The organism is Variovorax boronicumulans (assembly GCF_029892485.1).
GTDB classification, from domain to species: domain Bacteria; phylum Pseudomonadota; class Gammaproteobacteria; order Burkholderiales; family Burkholderiaceae_C; genus Variovorax; species Variovorax boronicumulans_B.
In genome coordinates this window covers 780,683-798,346 of sequence record NZ_JARXVG010000001.1, presented here as the reverse complement: position 1 = coordinate 798,346, position 17,664 = coordinate 780,683, and the positions used below count along the sequence as shown (strand labels likewise).

The 17,664-nt window shown below is 67.8% G+C and carries 13 protein-coding genes; 9 read left to right on the top strand and 4 right to left on the bottom strand.

What is annotated here, in order from left to right:
- Nucleotides 1-26: 26 nt before the first annotated feature.
- Entirely contained in the window at nt 27-1,589 is a 1,563-nt protein-coding gene (locus M2282_RS03755) for a DHA2 family efflux MFS transporter permease subunit (protein ID WP_280807429.1), read from the top strand.
- 112 nt (nt 1,590-1,701) lie between these two features.
- On the opposite strand, the gene M2282_RS03750 is transcribed toward M2282_RS03755, so the two are convergent.
- Nucleotides 1,702-2,901 (bottom strand): AGE family epimerase/isomerase, encoded by a 1,200-nt coding sequence (locus tag M2282_RS03750; protein ID WP_280807428.1) that lies wholly within the window; start codon nt 2,899-2,901, stop codon nt 1,702-1,704.
- A gap of 222 nt (nt 2,902-3,123) precedes the next feature.
- Here M2282_RS03750 and M2282_RS03745 point away from each other — a divergent pair, with 222 nt between their 5' ends.
- From M2282_RS03745 to M2282_RS03720, 6 genes are all read left to right on the top strand, one after another.
- Nucleotides 3,124-3,894, top strand: coding sequence for an ABC transporter ATP-binding protein (locus M2282_RS03745; RefSeq protein ID WP_013542391.1), 771 nt, complete (start codon nt 3,124-3,126; stop codon nt 3,892-3,894).
- A gap of 1 nt (nt 3,895) precedes the next feature.
- A complete protein-coding gene (locus M2282_RS03740; protein ID WP_013542390.1) occupies nt 3,896-4,603 on the top strand; it encodes an ABC transporter ATP-binding protein in 708 nt (235 codons plus the stop codon).
- Nucleotides 4,604-4,694: 91 nt separating this feature from the next.
- A complete protein-coding gene (locus M2282_RS03735; protein WP_280807714.1) occupies nt 4,695-5,843 on the top strand; it encodes an ABC transporter substrate-binding protein in 1,149 nt (382 codons plus the stop codon).
- A gap of 130 nt (nt 5,844-5,973) precedes the next feature.
- Nucleotides 5,974-7,167 carry an ABC transporter substrate-binding protein gene (locus M2282_RS03730; RefSeq protein WP_280807427.1) on the top strand — a complete coding sequence of 398 codons (1,194 nt, stop codon included), beginning with the start codon at nt 5,974-5,976 and terminating at the stop codon, nt 7,165-7,167.
- A gap of 45 nt (nt 7,168-7,212) precedes the next feature.
- The gene (locus M2282_RS03725; RefSeq protein ID WP_042581796.1) at nt 7,213-8,088 is read left to right on the top strand and encodes a branched-chain amino acid ABC transporter permease; all 876 of its coding nucleotides are present in this window, start codon (nt 7,213-7,215) and stop codon (nt 8,086-8,088) included.
- A gap of 10 nt (nt 8,089-8,098) precedes the next feature.
- Nucleotides 8,099-9,085: a branched-chain amino acid ABC transporter permease gene (locus tag M2282_RS03720; protein ID WP_280807426.1), complete on the top strand. Its 987-nt coding sequence runs from the start codon at nt 8,099-8,101 to the stop codon at nt 9,083-9,085.
- Nucleotides 9,086-9,151: 66 nt separating this feature from the next.
- Here the strand turns inward: M2282_RS03720 and M2282_RS03715 are convergent, their stop codons facing one another.
- Together M2282_RS03715 and M2282_RS03710 are read right to left on the bottom strand one after the other, a co-directional pair.
- Entirely contained in the window at nt 9,152-9,628 is a 477-nt protein-coding gene (locus M2282_RS03715) for a YXWGXW repeat-containing protein (RefSeq protein ID WP_280807425.1), read from the bottom strand.
- Nucleotides 9,629-9,719: 91 nt separating this feature from the next.
- Nucleotides 9,720-10,820: a carotenoid 1,2-hydratase gene (locus M2282_RS03710; RefSeq protein WP_280807424.1), complete on the bottom strand. Its 1,101-nt coding sequence runs from the start codon at nt 10,818-10,820 to the stop codon at nt 9,720-9,722.
- Nucleotides 10,821-10,911: 91 nt separating this feature from the next.
- On the opposite strand from M2282_RS03710, the gene M2282_RS03705 reads away from it, so the two are divergent.
- Complete coding sequence (locus tag M2282_RS03705; RefSeq protein ID WP_280807423.1) at nt 10,912-13,464, top strand: penicillin acylase family protein; 2,553 nt, start codon at nt 10,912-10,914, stop codon at nt 13,462-13,464.
- Between the two features lie 18 nt (nt 13,465-13,482).
- Here the strand turns inward: M2282_RS03705 and M2282_RS03700 are convergent, their stop codons facing one another.
- Nucleotides 13,483-16,092, bottom strand: coding sequence for an FtsX-like permease family protein (locus tag M2282_RS03700; protein WP_280807422.1), 2,610 nt, complete (start codon nt 16,090-16,092; stop codon nt 13,483-13,485).
- Between the two features lie 85 nt (nt 16,093-16,177).
- On the opposite strand from M2282_RS03700, the gene M2282_RS03695 reads away from it, so the two are divergent.
- Nucleotides 16,178-17,656 carry a serine hydrolase domain-containing protein gene (locus M2282_RS03695; RefSeq protein WP_280807421.1) on the top strand — a complete coding sequence of 493 codons (1,479 nt, stop codon included), beginning with the start codon at nt 16,178-16,180 and terminating at the stop codon, nt 17,654-17,656.
- The last annotated feature ends 8 nt before the right edge of the window (nt 17,657-17,664 follow it).

The window sequence follows — 17,664 nt, the reverse complement described above, 5'->3', positions numbered from 1 at the left end:
CCGCTTGACACAAAAAAGCTAGCGCAATGGCCACCGCCGCTCCCGCTTACATAGCGCACGCACCGCTCGAGGGCTCCGCCCGCGTGTGGGGCACGATCGCGCTGTCTGCGGCAACCTTCATGAACGTGCTCGACTCGTCGATCGCGAACGTGTCGTTGCCGGCCATCTCGGGCGACCTGGGCGTGAGCACCACGCAGGGCACCTGGGTCATCACCAGCTTCGCGGTGGCCAACGCCATCGCGGTGCCGCTCACGGGTTTCATGACCCAGCGTTTCGGCCAGGTGCGCCTGTTCATGGCGAGCGTGATCCTGTTCATGGTGGCTTCGCTGCTGTGCGGCCTGGCGCCGAACATGACCACGCTGATCCTGTTCCGCGCGCTGCAGGGCTTCGTCGCGGGTCCGATGATTCCGCTGTCGCAGACGCTGCTGCTGTCGAGCTATCCGAAGGCCAAGGCGGGCCTCGCGATGGCGATGTGGTCGATGACCACGCTGGTCGCGCCGGTGATGGGGCCGCTGCTCGGTGGCTGGATCACCGACAACATCTCGTGGCCGTGGATCTTCTACATCAACATCCCCGTGGGCATCGTCGCGGCTTCCATCACCTGGGCGCTCTATCGCAAGCGCGAGAGCACCACGCACAAGGTGCCGATCGACGCCATCGGCCTGGCGCTGCTGGTGCTGTGGGTGGGCTCGATGCAGCTGATGCTCGACAAGGGCAAGGAGCTCGACTGGTTCCATTCGCCGCAGATCGTCACGATGGCGGTGGTGGCCGTGGTGGGCTTCGCGTTCTTCCTGATCTGGGAGCTGACCGACAAGCATCCGGTGGTCGACCTGTCGCTCTTCAAGCGCCGCAACTTCTGGTCGGGCGCCGTGGCAACCGCCGTGGCCTACGGCCTGTTCTTCGGCAACGTGGTGCTGCTGCCGCTGTGGCTGCAGCAGTGGATGGGCTACACCGCCACGCAGGCGGGGATGATCATGGCGCCCGTGGGGCTGCTGGCGATCTTCTTCTCGCCGATCGTCGGGCTCACCGTGGCCAAGATCGATCCGCGCCGCTATGCAACGTTCTCGTTCCTGGTGTTCGCGCTGGTGCTGTGGATGCGGTCGAACTTCAACACGCAGGCCGACTTCGTCACCATCATCATCCCGACGGTGATCCAGGGCATCGCGATGGCGTTCTTCTTCATCCCGCTGGTCACGATCACGTTGTCGGGCCTCACGCCCGACCGCATTCCGGCTGCCTCGGGGTTGTCGAATTTCCTGCGGATCACGGCCGGCGCGATGGGCACCTCGCTCACCACCACTCTGTGGGACAACCGCGCGACGCTGCACCATGCGCAGCTCGCGGAATCCATCAACCAGGGCAACAACACCGCCGCAAGCGCAATGTCCGGGCTCGCCAGCAGCGGCTTCAGCACCGACCAGGTGATGGGGCAGATCAATCGCATCGTCGACCAGCAGGCCTACATGCTGGCGACGAACGACATCTTCTATGCGTCGGCGATCCTGTTCCTGCTGCTGATTCCGCTGGTGTGGCTGGCCAAGCCGCAGAAGGGCGGTGCCGGAGGCGACGCCGCGGCCGGAGCACACTAGGCTCTCCCCCAGGCTTCGCGTACTTCGTGTCGCTGCGCCAACCCCCTCACCGGGGGCAACACCTGCGGCCCGGCAAAGCCGGTTCCGCGGTGTTCGCGAAAGGGGCTCTTCTTCAGGCGCGCAGCGCCTTCAGCACGTCGTGGCACGCGCCCATGGTGTGATAGTCGGTCTTGCCCGCCGGGCTTTTCTCGTCGCTGATCTTCTGGTTCTCGGGCGTCAGGATGCGGTACCAGGCGCCGTGTTGGTGATCGACGAAATGCGACCACGCATAGGCCCAGATCCGGTCGTACCAGTCCCAATAGCCGGCCTCGCCGGTGCGCACCGCGAGCAGCGCGGCGGCGGCGAAGCTCTCTGCCTGCACCCAGAAGTACTTGTCGCCGTCGTACAGCGTGCCGTCGGGTGCGAAACCGTAGACCAGCCCGCCGTTGCCGGCGTCCCAGCCGCGAAGCATTGCGGTGTCGAAGAAGTGCCGGGCGCGCGGCAGCACCCAGCTCGCGTCGCGGCCATGGGCGACCAGGTGGTGCTCCAGCTGCAGCAGCAGCTTGGCCCACTCGGTCAGGTGGCCGGTCTGGAAGCCCCAGGGCTTGAAGATGTTGCTGCGGTCGCCGCGGTTGAAGTCCCAGTCGACCGACCAGTCCGCTCGGTAGTGCTCCCACACCAGCCCGTCGGCCAGGGCAGCCTGCCGGCCCGTGACGGCTTGCGCGAGCGCGAGGGCGCGGTCGAGGTAGCGCGCCTCGCGGGTCGCCTCGAAGGCAGCCATCATCGCCTCGCAGGCATGCATGTTGGCGTTCTGGCCGCGGTAGGGCGCCACGCGCCAATCGGCCGTGGCTTCGTCGGCGTAGAGGCTGTGTTGCGGCTCCCAGAAGTGCCGCTCCATCAGGTCCCACGCGTGCGCCAGACCTTCGCGCGCCTCGCCCGCGCCGGCCATCACCGCGTGCGCGTGCGCGAGCAGCACGAAGGCCAGGCCGTAGCAGTGCTGCGTGGCGTCCTGCACGGTGGCCCGGCCTTCGTGCCAGTCGACCTGCCACGCATAGCCGCCGCCGGGCAGCGCATGCGCGCGTTGCAGGAAGGCCAGGCCATGCCGCACGGCATCGAGGTCTGTCGCACGGCCGAAGCGGCGGTACGCGGTCGCATGGTTGAACACGAAGCGCGTGCTGCTCACCAAGTGGCGCGTGCGGCGGTCGTAGACCGTGCCGTCGTCCTTGAAGAACTGGAAGAAGCCGCCCGACGCATCGACGTCGCGCGGTTCATAGAAATCCAGCGTGTGCCGGACGTGGTCGATCAGGAATTCGGGCGAGCGGAAATCTGGCATGGGCATAGTTAGGAGTGTCGCGAGCGGCGCCATTGTCACTGCGACGACAGTTGGTGATCGTGCATAACTTCTCCGGCGGCGAAGGTTGCAGTGCAGCATAGGCATTTGCCCCAGTATGCAAGGACGGGTCGCCCACGAACAATCGGTCCGCGCTCCATGGTGGCGCGCCAAGATGGACCGCATGACCGATTTCTTTTTGCCGAACCCGGGCGACCTCGCGAGATGAGCGACGTCATCCTCGAAACACGCCAGCTCACCAAGGAATTCAAGGGGTTCACCGCGGTCAGCAAGGTCAACCTCTCGGTGGTGCGCGGCTCGATCCACGCACTCATCGGCCCGAATGGCGCGGGCAAGACGACCTGCTTCAACCTGCTCACCAAGTTCCTGGAACCGACCACCGGCACGATCCTGTTCAACGGGCAGGACATCACCGGCGAGCGCCCGGCGCAGATCGCACGGCGGGGCATCATCCGCTCGTTCCAGATCTCGGCCGTGTTCCCGCATCTCACGCTGCTGGAGAACGTGCGCCTCGGCCTGCAGCGGCGCCTAGGCACCTCGTACCACTTCTGGAAGAGCGAGAAGTCGCTCAAGCCGCTGGATGCCAGAGCCCGCGAGCTGCTGGCTGAAGTCGGCCTGGAAGAACTCGCCGACGAACAGACCGTGAACCTGCCCTACGGCCGCAAGCGCGCGCTGGAGATCGCCACCACGCTGGCGATGGAGCCCGAGCTGATGCTGCTCGACGAACCCACGCAGGGCATGGGCCATGAAGACGTGCACCGCGTGGCCGAGCTCATCAAGCGTGTGTCGGCTGGACGCACCATCCTGATGGTCGAGCACAACATGAGCGTGGTTTCGACGATTGCCGACACCATCACCGTGCTGCAGCGCGGTGCCGTGCTGGCCGAAGGCCCCTACGCCGAAGTCTCGAAGAACCCGCAGGTCATGGAGGCCTACATGGGCACCACCGACGGCGAAATGCAAGGCGCGCACTGACATGACCGCCGCACTCGAAATCAAAGGTCTGCAAGCCTGGTACGGCGAATCGCACGTGCTGCACGGCGTCGACATGGTCGTGCAGCCTGGCGAAGTCGTCACGCTGCTGGGCCGCAACGGCGCAGGCCGCACCACCACGCTGCGCGCCATCATGGGCCTCACGGGCGCCCGCAAGGGCAGCATCGAGGTCAACGGCAAGGAAACGATCGCGATGCCCACGCACCGCATCGCCCACCTGGGCATCGGCTACTGCCCCGAGGAGCGCGGCATCTTCGCGAGCCTCTCGTGCGAAGAAAACCTGCTGCTGCCGCCCGAACTCAAGGGCGCGGGCCCGGGCATGTCGGTCGAAGAGATCTACGCCATGTTCCCCAACCTGGCCGAGCGCCGCCACAGCCAGGGCACCCGCCTGTCGGGCGGCGAGCAGCAGATGCTGGCGGTGGCGCGCATCCTGCGCACGGGCGCCAAGCTCCTGCTGCTCGACGAGATTTCCGAAGGCCTCGCGCCGGTCATCGTGCAGGCGCTGGCCCGCATGATCACCACGCTGCGCGCCAAGGGCTACACCATCGTGATGGTGGAGCAGAACTTCCGCTTCGCCGCGCCGCTGGCCGACCGCTTCTACGTGATGGAGCACGGCCGCATCGTGGAGAAGTTCGGCGCGGCCGAACTCGAAGCCAAGATGCCGGTGCTCACCGAGCTGCTCGGCGTCTGAACCCCACCCGAACACCCAAAGATTTTTCAGGAGACACAACACCATGAACAAGAAACTCGGCCTCATCGCCACCGCCGTCGCCATCCTCGCCATGGGCGCGGGTGCCGCACAGGCCCAGGAAAAAGTGAAGATCGGCTTCGTCACCGACCTGTCGAGCCTCTACGCCGACCTCGAAGGCAAGGGTGGCGCCACCGCCATCCAGATGGCGATCGACGACTTCGGCGGCAAGGTGCTCGGCCAACCCGTCGAGCTGCTGGTTGCAGACCACCAGAACAAGGCCGACATCGCCGCCTCCAAGGCCCGCGAGTGGGTCGACACGGCCGGCGTGACCATGATCTTCGGCGGCACCAACTCCGGCACCGCGCTGGCAACGGCCAAGGTGGCCGAAGAGAAGAAGCGCGTGTACTTCAACAACGGCGCCGGCAGCTCTGTGCTCACCAACGAGCAGTGCTCGCCCTACACCGTGCACTACGCCTACGACACCGTGGCACTGGCCAAGGGCACCGGTGCGGCGGTTGTAGACCGCGGCGGCAAGAGCTGGTTCTTCCTCACGGCCGACTATGCCTTCGGCCATGCGCTCGAAGCCGACACCACCAAGGTCGTGAAAGAAAAGGGCGGCACGGTGGTGGGCGCGGTGCGCCATCCGCTGAACGCATCGGACTTCTCCTCGTTCCTGCTGCAGGCGCAGAACTCCAAGGCGCAGATCCTTGGCCTGGCCAATGCGGGCGGCGACACCATCAACGCCATCAAGGCGTCGAAGGAATTCGGCATCAACAAGACCATGAAGACCGCGGGTCTCCTGGTCTTCCTGAGCGACATCCACAGCCTGGGCCTGAAGAACACCGAAGGCCTGCTGCACACCACCAGCTGGTACTGGGACCTGAACGACGACACGCGCAAGTTCGCCAACCGCTTCTTCGAGAAGACCAAGCGCATGCCCACCGACGTGCAGGCCGCCGACTACTCGGCCACCACCACGTACCTGAAGGCCGTGGCCGCCGCCAAGACCACCGATGCCGACAAGGTGATGGCGCAGCTCAAGAGCATGAAGATCGACGACTTCTACGGCAAGGGCCAGATCCGCGCCGACGGCAGCTTCATCCACGACATGTACCTGGTCGAGGCGAAGTCGCCCGCCGAATCCAAGAAGCCCTGGGACTACCTGAAGGTGCTGAAGGTGCTGCCGGGTGACCAGGTCTTCACGACCAAGGCCGAGACCAAGTGCGCTGCCTGGAAATGATGCTCGCCCCCAGGCTGCGCGCACTTCGTGTCGCTTCTCCTACCCCCTACCGGGGGCGGGCCGGCCGCTTCGGGCGGCCGTGCGCGGCGGCCCCCACGACTTTCCGTTCCTCTATCAGGAGTTCTTGACCATGAAAAAGACGCTTGCGCTTTCCAGCCTGTCCCTTGCCATTGCGTTGGCCGCGGGCGCCGCCCAGGCGCAGGACAAGGTCAAGATCGGTTTCATCACCGACATGTCGAGCCTCTATGCGGACGTGGAGGGCAAGAACGGCGCCCTGGCGATCCAGATGGCCATCGACGACTTCGGCGGCAAGGTCAACGGCATGCCCATCGAGCTGCTGTCGGCCGACCACCAGAACAAGGCCGACATCGCCGCCTCGAAGGCGCGCGAGTGGATCGACACGCAGGGCCTCACGATGCTGTTCGGCGGCACCAGCTCGGGCACCGGCCTTGCCATGGCCAAGGTCGCGCAGGAGAAGAAGCGCGTCTTCATCGTGAACGGCGCTGGCAGTTCGGCGCTCACCAACGAACAGTGCTCGCCCTACACCGTGCACTACGCCTACGACACGGTGGCGCTCGCCAAGGGCACCGGCAGCGCGGTGATCGCGCGCGGCGACAAGAGCTGGTATTTCCTCACCGCCGACTACGCCTTCGGCCAGGCCCTCGAGGCCGACGCCACCAAGGTCGTGAAAGAGAAGGGCGGCACGGTGCTCGGCAGCGTGAAGCATCCGCTCAACACGTCCGATTTCTCTTCGTTCCTGCTGCAGGCGCAGAACTCCAAGGCGCAGGTGCTCGCGCTTGCCAATGCGGGCGGCGACACCATCAACTCGATCAAGGCGGCCAAGGAATTCGGCATCACCAAGTCGATGAAGATGGTGGGCCTGCTGGTGTTCGTGACCGACGTGCACAGCCTGGGCCTGAAGAACACCGAAGGCCTCTTGCTCACCACCAGCTGGGACTGGAACCTGGACGACAAGACGCGCGCCTTCGGCAAGCGCTTCTTCGAGAAGACCAAGCGCATGCCCACCGACATCCAGGCGGCCGACTACTCGGCCACCATGACCTACCTGAAGGCCGTGCAGGCTGCCAAGACAGTCGATGCCGACAAGGTGATGGAAACGCTCAAGTCCACGCCCATCGACGACTTCTATGCCAAGGGCAACATCCGCGCCGACGGCCGCTTCGTGCACGACATGTACCTGGTGCAGGTCAAGTCGCCGGCCGAATCCAAGCAGCCTTGGGACTACTACAAGGTGATCCAGAAGCTCAAGGGCGAAGAGGTCTTCACGACCAAGGCCGAAAGCCGGTGCGCCCTCTGGAAGTGATCTCCCGCGGGCGCCGTTGCGGCGCCCGGGTTCGTTGAAACGCTTATGAACATTTCCCTCCCCGCCTTGTTGAGCCAGCTCCTTCTGGGGCTGGTCAACGGCTCGTTCTACGCCATCCTGAGTCTCGGGCTGGCGGTGATCTTCGGTTTGCTCAACGTCATCAACTTCGCGCACGGCGCGCTGTTCATGCTCGGAGCCGTCCTCACCTGGATGGCCATGGAGTATTTCGGCATCAACTATTGGGTGATGTTGATCGCGGCACCCATCCTCATCGGCCTCTTCGGCGTAGTGATCGAGCGGCTGCTGCTGCGCTGGATCTACAAGCTCGACCATCTCTATGGCCTGCTGCTCACGCTCGGCCTCACGCTGCTGATCGAGGGCGTGTTCCGCTCGGTCTACGGCGTCTCGGGCCTGCCCTACGACGCGCCCGATGCGCTGTCGAGTGCCACCGACCTGGGCTTCATGGTGCTGCCCAACTACCGCGCCTGGGTGGTCGTCGCCTCGCTGGTGATCTGCTTTGCCACCTGGTATGTGATCGAGAAGACGCGACTGGGCGCCTACCTGCGCGCCGGCACCGAGAACCCGAGACTGGTCGAAGCCTTCGGCGTCAACGTGCCGCTGATGATCACGCTGACCTACGCCTTCGGCTGCGCGCTCGCCGCCTTCGCCGGTGTGCTGGCGGCGCCTGTGATGCAGGTGTCGCCGCTGATGGGACAGAACCTCATCATCGTGGTGTTCGCCGTCGTCGTGATCGGCGGCATGGGTTCGATCATGGGCGCGATCCTCACGGGCCTGGGGCTCGGGGTGATCGAAGGGCTCACCAAGGTTTTTTATCCGGAGGCTTCCTCCACCGTCGTCTTCGTGATCATGGTGATCGTGCTGCTGATTCGCCCCGCCGGCCTGTTCGGCAAAGAGAAATAAGGCGGACGGCATGAACATGAAAAAAATCTCCACCGTCGTCTACGCCCTGCTGCTGGTCGCGCTCATCGCGGCGCCGTTCTTCGGCGCCTATCCGGTGTTCGTGATGAAGCTCATGTGCTTCGCGCTCTTCGCCGCGGCCTTCAACCTGCTGCTGGGCTTCACCGGCCTGCTGTCCTTCGGCCATGCGGCCTTCCTGGGCGGTTCGGCCTACGTCGCGGGCCATGCGATGAAGGTCTGGGGCCTCACGCCCGAGCTCGGCCTGATCGCGGGCACCTTGAGCGGCGCCTTCCTCGGCTGGATCTTCGGCATCCTGGCCATCCGCCGCCAGGGCATCTACTTCGCGATGATCACGCTGGCGCTCGCGCAGATGATGTTCTTCGTCGCGCTGCAGGCCAAGTTCACAGGGGGCGAAGACGGCCTTCAGGGCGTGCCGCGCGGCAAGCTCTTCGGCGTCATCGACCTGTCGAACGACCTCACGATGTACTACGTGGCGCTGGTCGTGGTCGTGCTGGCCTTCCTGTTGATCGTGCGCACCATCCACTCGCCGTTCGGGCAGGTGTTGAAGGGCATCAAGGAGAACGAGCCACGCGCGCTTTCGCTGGGCTACGACGTGAGCCGCTTCAAGCTGCTGGCCTTCGTGATCTCGGCCGCGCTCTCGGGCCTGGCCGGTTCGCTCAAGACGCTGGTGCTGGGCTTCGCGACGCTGTCGGACGTGCACTGGACCGCCTCGGGCCAGGTCATCCTGATGACGCTGGTGGGCGGCCTCGGCACGCTCTCGGGCCCGCTGGTCGGCTCGGCGGTGGTGGTGCTGCTGGAGAACAAGATCGGCGAACTCGGCAACTTCCTCGCGCGCATCACGACGGTGGATTGGTTCAACACGCTGGGCGAGTCGGTGACCATGGTCACCGGCCTGATCTTCGTGATCTGCGTGCTGGCGTTCCGCAAGGGGATCATGGGCGAGATCATCGCGTTCATCGAGCGGCGGCGCGCGAAGTAGCCGCACCGGGCCGGGCAACGCCAAAAAAAGGGAGCTTCTCGAAGCTCCCTTTTTCATGGCTGCTCGTCAGCAGTTGCCTTTTTTCGCCTGGCCGGGCGGGCAGAAATCGCCGCGGTCGCGATCGTGGCCTCGTCCATGCCCGTGTCCGTGGTCACGGTCATCGCGCCGATGGTCATCGTTCCATTCCCGCTCGCGGCGCATCTCGCGGCGTGCTTCGTGGCGGCGCCAATCGCCATCGGACCAGCGCCAGCCGCCGCGGTCTTCCACCCAGCGGCCGGGTGCGTACGCATAGCCCCGGCGTTCGGGCTGCCAGCTGCCTCGTTGCCAGGCGTAGGCGCGTCCGTCCCATGCCCAGCGGCCCGGCACCCAGACGAAGCCGCCACGCGGCGGCGGCAGGGCCTCGTAGCGCGGCGGCGGTGGCGCCTGCATGACCAATCCGGGCACGTTGATGTTGACCGAGACCTGCGCATTCGCGCCGATCGGAGCTGCCGCAAGCAGCGAAAAAGCGCAGGCCAATGCCAGCGCGGGGATTCGAATCTTCATGGGGAGCCTCTCTTCTTGATGGGGTGCGATCCACGCCTTCCAACGCAGCCCGGTCCCGGGCGGTTGTCAGGAATTGCGTTGCCTGCGACCGCTACAGCCTCAACGGGGCGGCATAGCCGGTCATTTCCAGGTAGCCGCGGCCCACGCGCCGGCCCTCTGCATCGAGCAGGTCGCTGAGGCCTTCCCAGTAGACGCCGCCGGTCGAGCCGCGGCTGTCGAGTTCCTGGTCGTCGAGCAGGGCGCGCACCTCGAAGTTGCCGGATGGCGTCCGCACGCGCCACTGCGTTGGGTATTTAGCCTGCGTGCGCGGGCTGGTCCAGGCGTTGATGCGTTCGAAGCGCATTTCGTCGTTCTTGAAGACACGCAGCGCGCCGTCGCGCGTGCGGAACGAGCCGCCACCCCACAGGGCGCTGCCGTCCTTGCGGCGCAGGTGAAAGGCTGTGAGCGCGCTGCCGTCGTCCAGGTTCATGCCGATCCAGTCCCAGCCCACGGCCTCGGGATGCATCAGCGCCTCGCTCCATTCGTGGTCGAGCCAGGCGGTGCCATCGACCTCGAAGGCCTGGCCCTTGAGCGTGAGCTTTCCCTGGGTCTTCAATTGGGGCTCGCTGTAGTAATAGCTGGCCTGGGCTTCGTCGGGGCCCTTGCGCGAGAGGCCGGCATTGCCTTGCAGCAGCACCGGTTGCGTCGGCGTGAAGCGCAGGTCGAGCGCGAATTCGCCGGCCGGAATGCGCGCTGTGTAGCCGCCGTCCTTGCGCACCAGCGACCAGTCGCGCAGCCGCACATCGGTGTCGGCTTCGCTGGCCGATGCGACGCCGAAGCCCGCGCGCGCGATGCGCTGGTCGTGCAGCAGCACGCGGCCTTCGAGGTCGGTGACGGCCGCATGCGCGAACACGAGGTTCTTTGCGGCGAAGGCCGAGCGCATGTTCTGCGTCTCATCGATGCGCGAGCGGAAGAAGGTCACCTGGAAACCGAACTCGCGCCCCGCCGCATTCTTCGCGTGGCCGGTGATGTACCACCACTCGGTGTGCAGGTCGGGGTGGCTGCCGAAGTCGCGCGGGAACTGCAGCGTGCGCGCGGGCAATGCCCAGCTTGCCGGTGCCGCGGACAGTGCGGCGAGCAACAGGCTGCGCCGGGAGAGACGAAGGCGCGGATAGGAGCGCGGAAACGGGCGCGGAGGCGATGCTTGCTGCATGGCGCCAGTCTACAAGTCATGCCTTGTAACCCCGCGGCGTGCGGAAGTCGGGATACTGTGCGCTGCCATTCACAGGCAGGAGACGAGACACATGAAAAGAACCAGCCTGCGCCTCGCATCGCGGCGCATGCCGAGCCATCGGCTTTCCATCGGCGCCGCGGCGCTGGCAACCGTCGCCCTTGCTGGCTGCGCATCCGGCCCCCAGGGCAGCGGCACGCCGACGACGCGCGCGCCTTCGTCCTTCACCGTCCCCGGCCTCGAGAAACCCGCCGAGGTGCTGGTCGACCGCTGGGGCGTGCCGCACCTGTACGCCGGCACGCTCTACGACGCCTTCGTGGCGCAGGGCTTCATCGCCGCGCGCGACCGGCTCTGGCAGATGGACCTGTGGCGCAAGCGCGGCCTCGGCGAAATGGCGAAGGACTTCGGCCCCGCCTGGGTCGAGAGCGACCGCGCCGCGCGCGCCGTGCTCTACCGCGGCGACATGTACCGCGAGTGGCTGGCCTATGGCTCGGACGCCAAGCGCGTGGCCGAGGCCTTCACCGCTGGCGTCAATGCCTACGTCGCGCAGGTTCGCGCGCAGCCGGCGCTGCTGCCGACCGAGTTCGCACTGCTGGGCTACCAGCCGGCGACATGGTCGCCCGAAGACGTGGTGCGCATCCGGCACCACGGGCTCACGCTCAATTTCACCTCCGAGGTCGACCGTGCACGCGCCTTCTGCGCGGGCGGCCAGGGCGTGAAGGCCGACTGGCTGCGCCGCGAACTCGATCCACCGGTCACGCCCAAGGTGCCCGTGGGTTTCGACCCCTGCACCATTCCGGCAGCGGAACTTCGCGCAGCCTATTTGCGGGCCACCGATTCGCCGCGTTTCACCAAGGAGAACACGCGCGTCGGCATGAACACGGGCGCGGCCTCCACGCCGGTCGCGCTGCTGCCCGGCAGCGCCGAGTCGATCGCCGCGAAGGCCGAGCAGGACGAGGCGCAGCAGCAGGCCCTGCAAGGCGACCCCACGGGCGCCTACGGTAGCAACAACTGGGTCATATCGCCGAAGCTCACATCCACGGGCCGGCCGATCCTCGCCAACGACCCGCACCGTTCGCACGGCGCGCCCAGCCTGCGCTACATGACACACCTGAGCGCGCCCGGCATGGACGCCATCGGCGCCGGCGAGCCCTTCCTGCCGGGCCTGTCGATCGGCCACAACGGCACCATCGCCTTCGGCCTCACGCGCTTCTACATGGACCAGGAAGACCTGTACGTGTACCAGCTCAACCCGAAGAACCCCAACGAGTACCGCTACCAGGGCCGATGGGAGCCGATGACGCGCGTCACCGAGCGCATCGAGGTCAAGGGCGAGGGCGCGCCGCGCGAGGTGGTCAACGCCTTCACGCGCCATGGCCCGGTGCTGCTCTCCGAGCCCGGCAAGCGCCGCGCCTATGCACTGCGCGCGGCCTGGCTGGAGCCCGGCATGGCGCCGTACTTCGGTTCGATGGACTACATGCGCGCGCGCAACTGGGACCAGTTCCGCGCCGCGATGAACCGCTGGGGCGCGCCGGGCGAGAACCAGGTCTATGCCGACAGCAGCGGCAACGTCGGCTGGATTCCGGGCGGGCTCACGCCGATCCGCCCCAACTGGGACGGCCTCATGCCCGTGCCGGGCGACGGCCGCTATGAATGGTCGGGCTTCCGCAACGGCGACGAGATGCCCTCGGAGTTCAACCCCGCGCGCGGCTACGTGGTGACCGCGAACGAGAACAACATTCCGCCCGATCATCCGGCCGCGAAAAAGGGCATCGGCTACGAATGGAGCGATGCGGCCCGCGCGCGGCGTCTGAAGGAACTGTTCGCCGCGAAGGTGGCGGCGGGATCGCGCTTCACCCTTGAGGACTCGGAGCGCATGCAGAACGACATCGTTGCGACGCCCGCGCAGCGCTTGCTCAAGTTGCTGGCGGGCCTGCGCAGCGACGACGCGCAAACAGCCGCCGGCCTGCGCCTGCTGCAGGGCTGGGACGGCACCATGGACCGCGACAGCGCCGCGGCCGCGCTCTACGAGGTGTGGAGCAGCAAGCCGCTGCGTGCCGCGGTGCTCAAGGCGGGCGCGGGCGATGTGGGCGCGCCGCTGGCGGCGCCCGGCGACAACACGCGCATGGTGCTGCTGCTCGAGCATCCCTTCGGCTGGGTCACCGACGCGCAGCGCGATGCCCTGCTGCTGCAGACGCTGCCGCCCGCGATGCAGGAACTCAGCGCCAAGCTCGGGCCGGACATGAAGACCTGGAAGTGGGGCAGCCTGCATCGCGCCGAGTTCCGTCATCCGCTCGCTGGCGTGGTCGATGCGGCCACGCGCAAGAAGCTCGACGTGGGCGACTGGCCGATGTCCGGCTCCAGCTTCACGCCGATGGCGGCGACCTACCGCGCGAACGACTACAAGCTGACCGCGGGCGCATCGTTCCGCATGGTGCTCGACGTGGGCAACTGGGACGCCTCGCGCGTGATCAACACGCCGGGCCAGTCGGGCAACCCCGACAGCCCGAACTACCGCGACCTCGCGCCGCTGTGGCTCGAAGGAAAGTACGTGCCGCTGGTCTACAGCCGCGGCGCGGTCGAGAAGGAGACGGTGGAGCGGATCCAGCTGACGCCTGCGCGGTAGACCGTAAGAAAGAGGGCGCTACCAGTCCTCTTTCACCGCCAGCACCACATCCTTGCCCGCAGCGGCTCGTCCCGCCAGCCACGCGGTGACCGTACCCGCCACCACCACCGCACCGCACAGCGCGATGAGCCGCGCCCATGGCACCAGCAGGTCCATCGTCCAGTGAAAGCTCTGCGGGTTCACCACCTTCACGAGCACCACCGACACCGCCAGCCCGAGCACCAGCCCGGCCACCGCGCCGATGGCTGTCCACGCCGCGCCTTCGCCCGCCACCACCGCCAGCACCTGCCGCCGCGTGAAGCCCAGATGCGCGAGCAGCCCGAATTCCTTGCGCCGCGCGAGCACCTGTGCGCTGAAGCTCGCGGCAATGCCGAACAGGCCGATGGCGATGGCCACGGCCTGCAGCCAGTAGGTCACCGCGAAGCTGCGGTCGAAGATGCGCAGCGACGTTGTGCGGATCTGCCCGACCGAGGCGATCTCGACCGATTCGGGCGACCCGCCGCCCTGGCGTGCCGCGAGCGCGCGCACGGCGGCCTGCACGGCGCCTTCGGATGCGCCCGGCGCGAGCCACAGCGCGATATCGCTCACATCCTGCTGGCCGGTGATACGCACGTAGTCGCGCGCATCCATCGTGATCGCGCCGAACTGCCGCGCGTAGTCGCGCCACACGCCGGCCACGAAGTAGGTGTGCGCGACTTTCGTGGGGAGCGCGGTGGCCGACAGCGCGGCGGCCAGCGGCGCGAAGGTCGTGCCCGGCTTCGCGCCGTACAGCTCCACCATCGGCTCGCTCACGTAGATGCCGATCTGCCCCGAAGGCACAAGCAATGCCGATCCCACCAGCGGCAGCGATTGGGATGCGCTGCCTTCCAGGCTGCGTGCGATCAGCGCCACTGCGGGCTGCGAAGCATCGAGCTGCAATGACTGCGTGCGCAGCGTGCCCGTGCGCGCCACGCCGGGCAGTTGCGCCAGAGCCTGAACGAAGGCGGGCGGGAAGATCGCGGTGTCGGTGCTGCTGGTGCCGCCGCTGTTGCTGCCGCGGCCGCCCGAGGTGGCGCGCACATACAGGTCGGCCGGCAGCACCACGTCGAGCCAGTGCGTCACCGAATCGCGAAAGCTCGCGACCATCACCGTGAGCGCCACCGCCAGGCTCAGGCTCGCGACCACGCCGCTCACCGCCACGGCGGCGGTGCCGCGCATGCGCCGCGCGCGCTCGATGGCGAGCATCGGCAGCACGCGTTGCGCGAACGCGGGCGCGATGCGGTCGTACAGCAGCGCGATCAGCCAGGGCAGGGCGGTGATGCCGCCCACCAGCAGGCACGCCACCGAGAGGTACGCCGCCACAGGAATGCCGCCGATGGCCGGAATGTTCGCCAGCGCCGCGCTGAGCGCGATCAGCCCGAGCGCAAGCCAGTGGCTGCGGCTCTGCGTGGGCGCGGCGCCGAGGCCCTTGAGCGTCTGCGCCTCGGGCAGTGCCTGCGCTGCGCGCGCGGGCCACCAGCCGCCCACCAGCGCGGCCACCACGCCGAGCCCGCCGTACAGCAGCGCCGCGCCGCTGCTCCAGTGCAGCTTGGGCGCGACGCCTTCGAAATACCCGCCGCCCAGGTCACCGCCCAGCACCCGCAGCGCGAAGGCCGCGAGCGCGGTGCCCAGCGCAAGACCGGCGGCGCTGCCGATCACGCCCAGCACCAGCGATTCGGCCAGCACCAGCCGCAGCCGCTCGCGCGGCGTGAGGCCGAGCACGCCGAGCAGCGCGAACTGCTGCGCGCGCTTGGCCACGCTCAACGCCAGCACCGAGAACACCAGGAACGCCCCCGTGAACAGCGCCACCAGCGCCAGCACCGTGAGGTTGACACGGTAGGCGCGCGAGAGATTGCTCACGCGCTCGGCTGCATCGCCAGGTTCCGCGAACTGCACGCCCGCGGGCCAGCCGGGGGACTTCTGCAGCGCATCGATGAAGGCCGCGCGGTCGGTGCCGGGGGCGAGCCGCAGGTCGATGCGGCTGAGGCGGCCGACCTGGTCGAACAGATCTTGCGCGGCCGCGATGTCCATCACCGCGAGCGCCGTGCCGCTGGCGGCGACGTGGCCTGCCACGTCGAGCCTGTGCCACGTCGCGCCGCTGCGCAGTTGCACCGTCTCGGTGGCGCCGCCGCTGGCTTGCGCCGGCAGGCCGAGCACGCTGCGCGCGGTGGTGTTGAGGAATACGTGGCCCGGCGCGAAGAGCGCGAAGCGGTCGGCACCCGCTGCGGGCTGTGGCATCAGCGCGGGCGCGATGGTGGGGAGCACCAGCGCATCGACGCCGATCACGCGCATCGGCACCTGCCGTTCGCCGCCGGCCAGGGCGAGGCCCTGGAACTCGAGCACCGGGCTCGCGAGCGTCACCTGCGGATGCCGCGCCAGTTGCGCGAACACGGCCTCGTCGAAACCGCCCTGCACGGCGCGCACCTCGAGGTCGGGCTGCCCATTGACCGAGCGCACCGCGCTGGAGAATTCGTCGAGCGCCGACGCGTTGATGAGCTGCACCGAGAACGCAAGCGCCACGCCCAGCATCACGGCCAGCACGGCCGCCGCGTTGCGCCAGGGGTGGTGGCGCAGTTCCTGCCAGGAGAAGGTGGTGAGCAATGCACGCATTCAGCGATTGTGGCCGCGGGACGTGTTTGTTACATCGACGTGGCACGATGGCGCCTCTTTCGATGACGCCCCGAGGAATTCGACGATGCGGCTCCTGCCCCCAGCCTTGTCCACAGACATGTTCCCGGTGATGCGCCGCCGCTGGTTCGCGGCCTGGCTTCTTGCCCCGCTGCTGGCCGGCAGCGCGGCTGCGCAGCTCCAGCCGCCGCAGCAGCAACAGCAGCAGTTGCCGCCGCCACTGTCCCTGGCGAGCGACCCGGCCGTGTTGGCCAAGGCGGCGCTCGGCGCCGAACGCGGAACGCTCGTCATCGGCCTGCTGCGCAACGGCAAGGCCTCGTACGGCGCGGCCTACAACCCCGAGCCGCTCTCGCCCCCGCGCCCCATCGAGCCCAACAGCGCCGAGCAGCCAATGTTCGAGATCGGCTCGGTCACCAAGGTCTTCACCGGCCTCCTGCTGGCGCAGGCGGTGGAGCGCGGCGACCTGAAGCTGGACGACACCGTGGGCAAGGTGCTCGCCGGCAAGGTGCAGGGCGTGCCGGCTGCGGCGGCTGCGGTCACGCTGAAGCAGCTCGTCACGCACACCGGCTGCATGCCCGTGATGGCCGATGGCGTGACGGGCGGCGCGCCGCTGGCCGAGCAGTTCCGCACCTTCGACAAGCCGATGTTCTGGGCCGCGCTGTCGCGCATCAAGCTCACCGCGCTCGCGCCGCCGTGCGAGGCCGCGTACAGCAACTTCGGCATGGCGCTGCTCGGCCAGCTGCTGGCCGAGCGCTACAACACCTCGTGGGGCGAGTTGGTGCGCGCCCGCATCACCGAGCCGCTGGGCATGAACGACACCGTGATCCCGCTCGGCGACAAGGCTTCGCGCATGGCGCCGGCCTTCGCGGGCGACCGGCGCCAGCCGCTGCTCGACATGGCCGCCTATGCGCCGGCCAGCGCGCTGCGCTCGACGGCGGCCGACATGATGACCTTCAGTCGCGCGGTCCTCGCCGGCGCAAGCGGCCCGCTCGGTCCGGCGGCCGCGCGCATGCTCACGCCGCTCGCGCGCTACGAAGGTGCCGAGATCGGCTATGCGGTCATGGTGCGTGGCCCCGAGGGCGGACGCCGCACCTACTGGCACGCGGGCCTTACCGAGGGCTATCGCACGCTGTGGCTGCTCGCACCCGACACCGGCGAGGCGCTGATCGTGCTCAGCAGCAACGCGCGCGCGCCGTTGCAGCCGGTGATGCTGGCGATCGGCAAGAACCGGTACCCGGTGTCGACGACCGAAGTGCCGGTCGATCCGAAGCGGCTGGAGGACTACAAGGGCGAGTACCGCATCACGAAGACCAAGGCCCTGGGCTTCACGGTGCGCAACGGGCGCCTGCTGGTGCGCGAGACAGGGCGCGGCTACAACGCGCTCACGCCCACGGGCACCGACCGCTTCGCGGTGGCCACCATCGGCGCGCAGATCGTCTTCCAGCGCGGCGCGGGCAATGCGGTGGTGGGGGTGACGCTGGCGCAGGGTGGGAGCCAGCTCGAGGGGCGGCGGGTGGGGGAGGCGGTCGCGGTGCCGCAGGAGTGATGAGCGGG

What these genes read in the sequence shown, in the direction of transcription:
- M2282_RS03755 (WP_280807429.1), top strand. Translation starts at nt 27, where the DNA reads ATGGCCACCGCCGCTCCCGCTTACATAGCGCACGCACCGCTCGAGGGC.
- M2282_RS03750 (WP_280807428.1), bottom strand. Translation starts at nt 2,901, where the DNA reads ATGCCAGATTTCCGCTCGCCCGAATTCCTGATCGACCACGTCCGGCAC.
- M2282_RS03745 (WP_013542391.1), top strand. Translation starts at nt 3,124, where the DNA reads ATGAGCGACGTCATCCTCGAAACACGCCAGCTCACCAAGGAATTCAAG.
- M2282_RS03740 (WP_013542390.1), top strand. Translation starts at nt 3,896, where the DNA reads ATGACCGCCGCACTCGAAATCAAAGGTCTGCAAGCCTGGTACGGCGAA.
- M2282_RS03735 (WP_280807714.1), top strand. Translation starts at nt 4,695, where the DNA reads ATGGGCGCGGGTGCCGCACAGGCCCAGGAAAAAGTGAAGATCGGCTTC.
- M2282_RS03730 (WP_280807427.1), top strand. Translation starts at nt 5,974, where the DNA reads ATGAAAAAGACGCTTGCGCTTTCCAGCCTGTCCCTTGCCATTGCGTTG.
- M2282_RS03725 (WP_042581796.1), top strand. Translation starts at nt 7,213, where the DNA reads ATGAACATTTCCCTCCCCGCCTTGTTGAGCCAGCTCCTTCTGGGGCTG.
- M2282_RS03720 (WP_280807426.1), top strand. Translation starts at nt 8,099, where the DNA reads ATGAACATGAAAAAAATCTCCACCGTCGTCTACGCCCTGCTGCTGGTC.
- M2282_RS03715 (WP_280807425.1), bottom strand. Translation starts at nt 9,628, where the DNA reads ATGAAGATTCGAATCCCCGCGCTGGCATTGGCCTGCGCTTTTTCGCTG.
- M2282_RS03710 (WP_280807424.1), bottom strand. Translation starts at nt 10,820, where the DNA reads ATGCAGCAAGCATCGCCTCCGCGCCCGTTTCCGCGCTCCTATCCGCGC.
- M2282_RS03705 (WP_280807423.1), top strand. Translation starts at nt 10,912, where the DNA reads ATGAAAAGAACCAGCCTGCGCCTCGCATCGCGGCGCATGCCGAGCCAT.
- M2282_RS03700 (WP_280807422.1), bottom strand. Translation starts at nt 16,092, where the DNA reads ATGCGTGCATTGCTCACCACCTTCTCCTGGCAGGAACTGCGCCACCAC.
- M2282_RS03695 (WP_280807421.1), top strand. Translation starts at nt 16,178, where the DNA reads ATGCGGCTCCTGCCCCCAGCCTTGTCCACAGACATGTTCCCGGTGATG.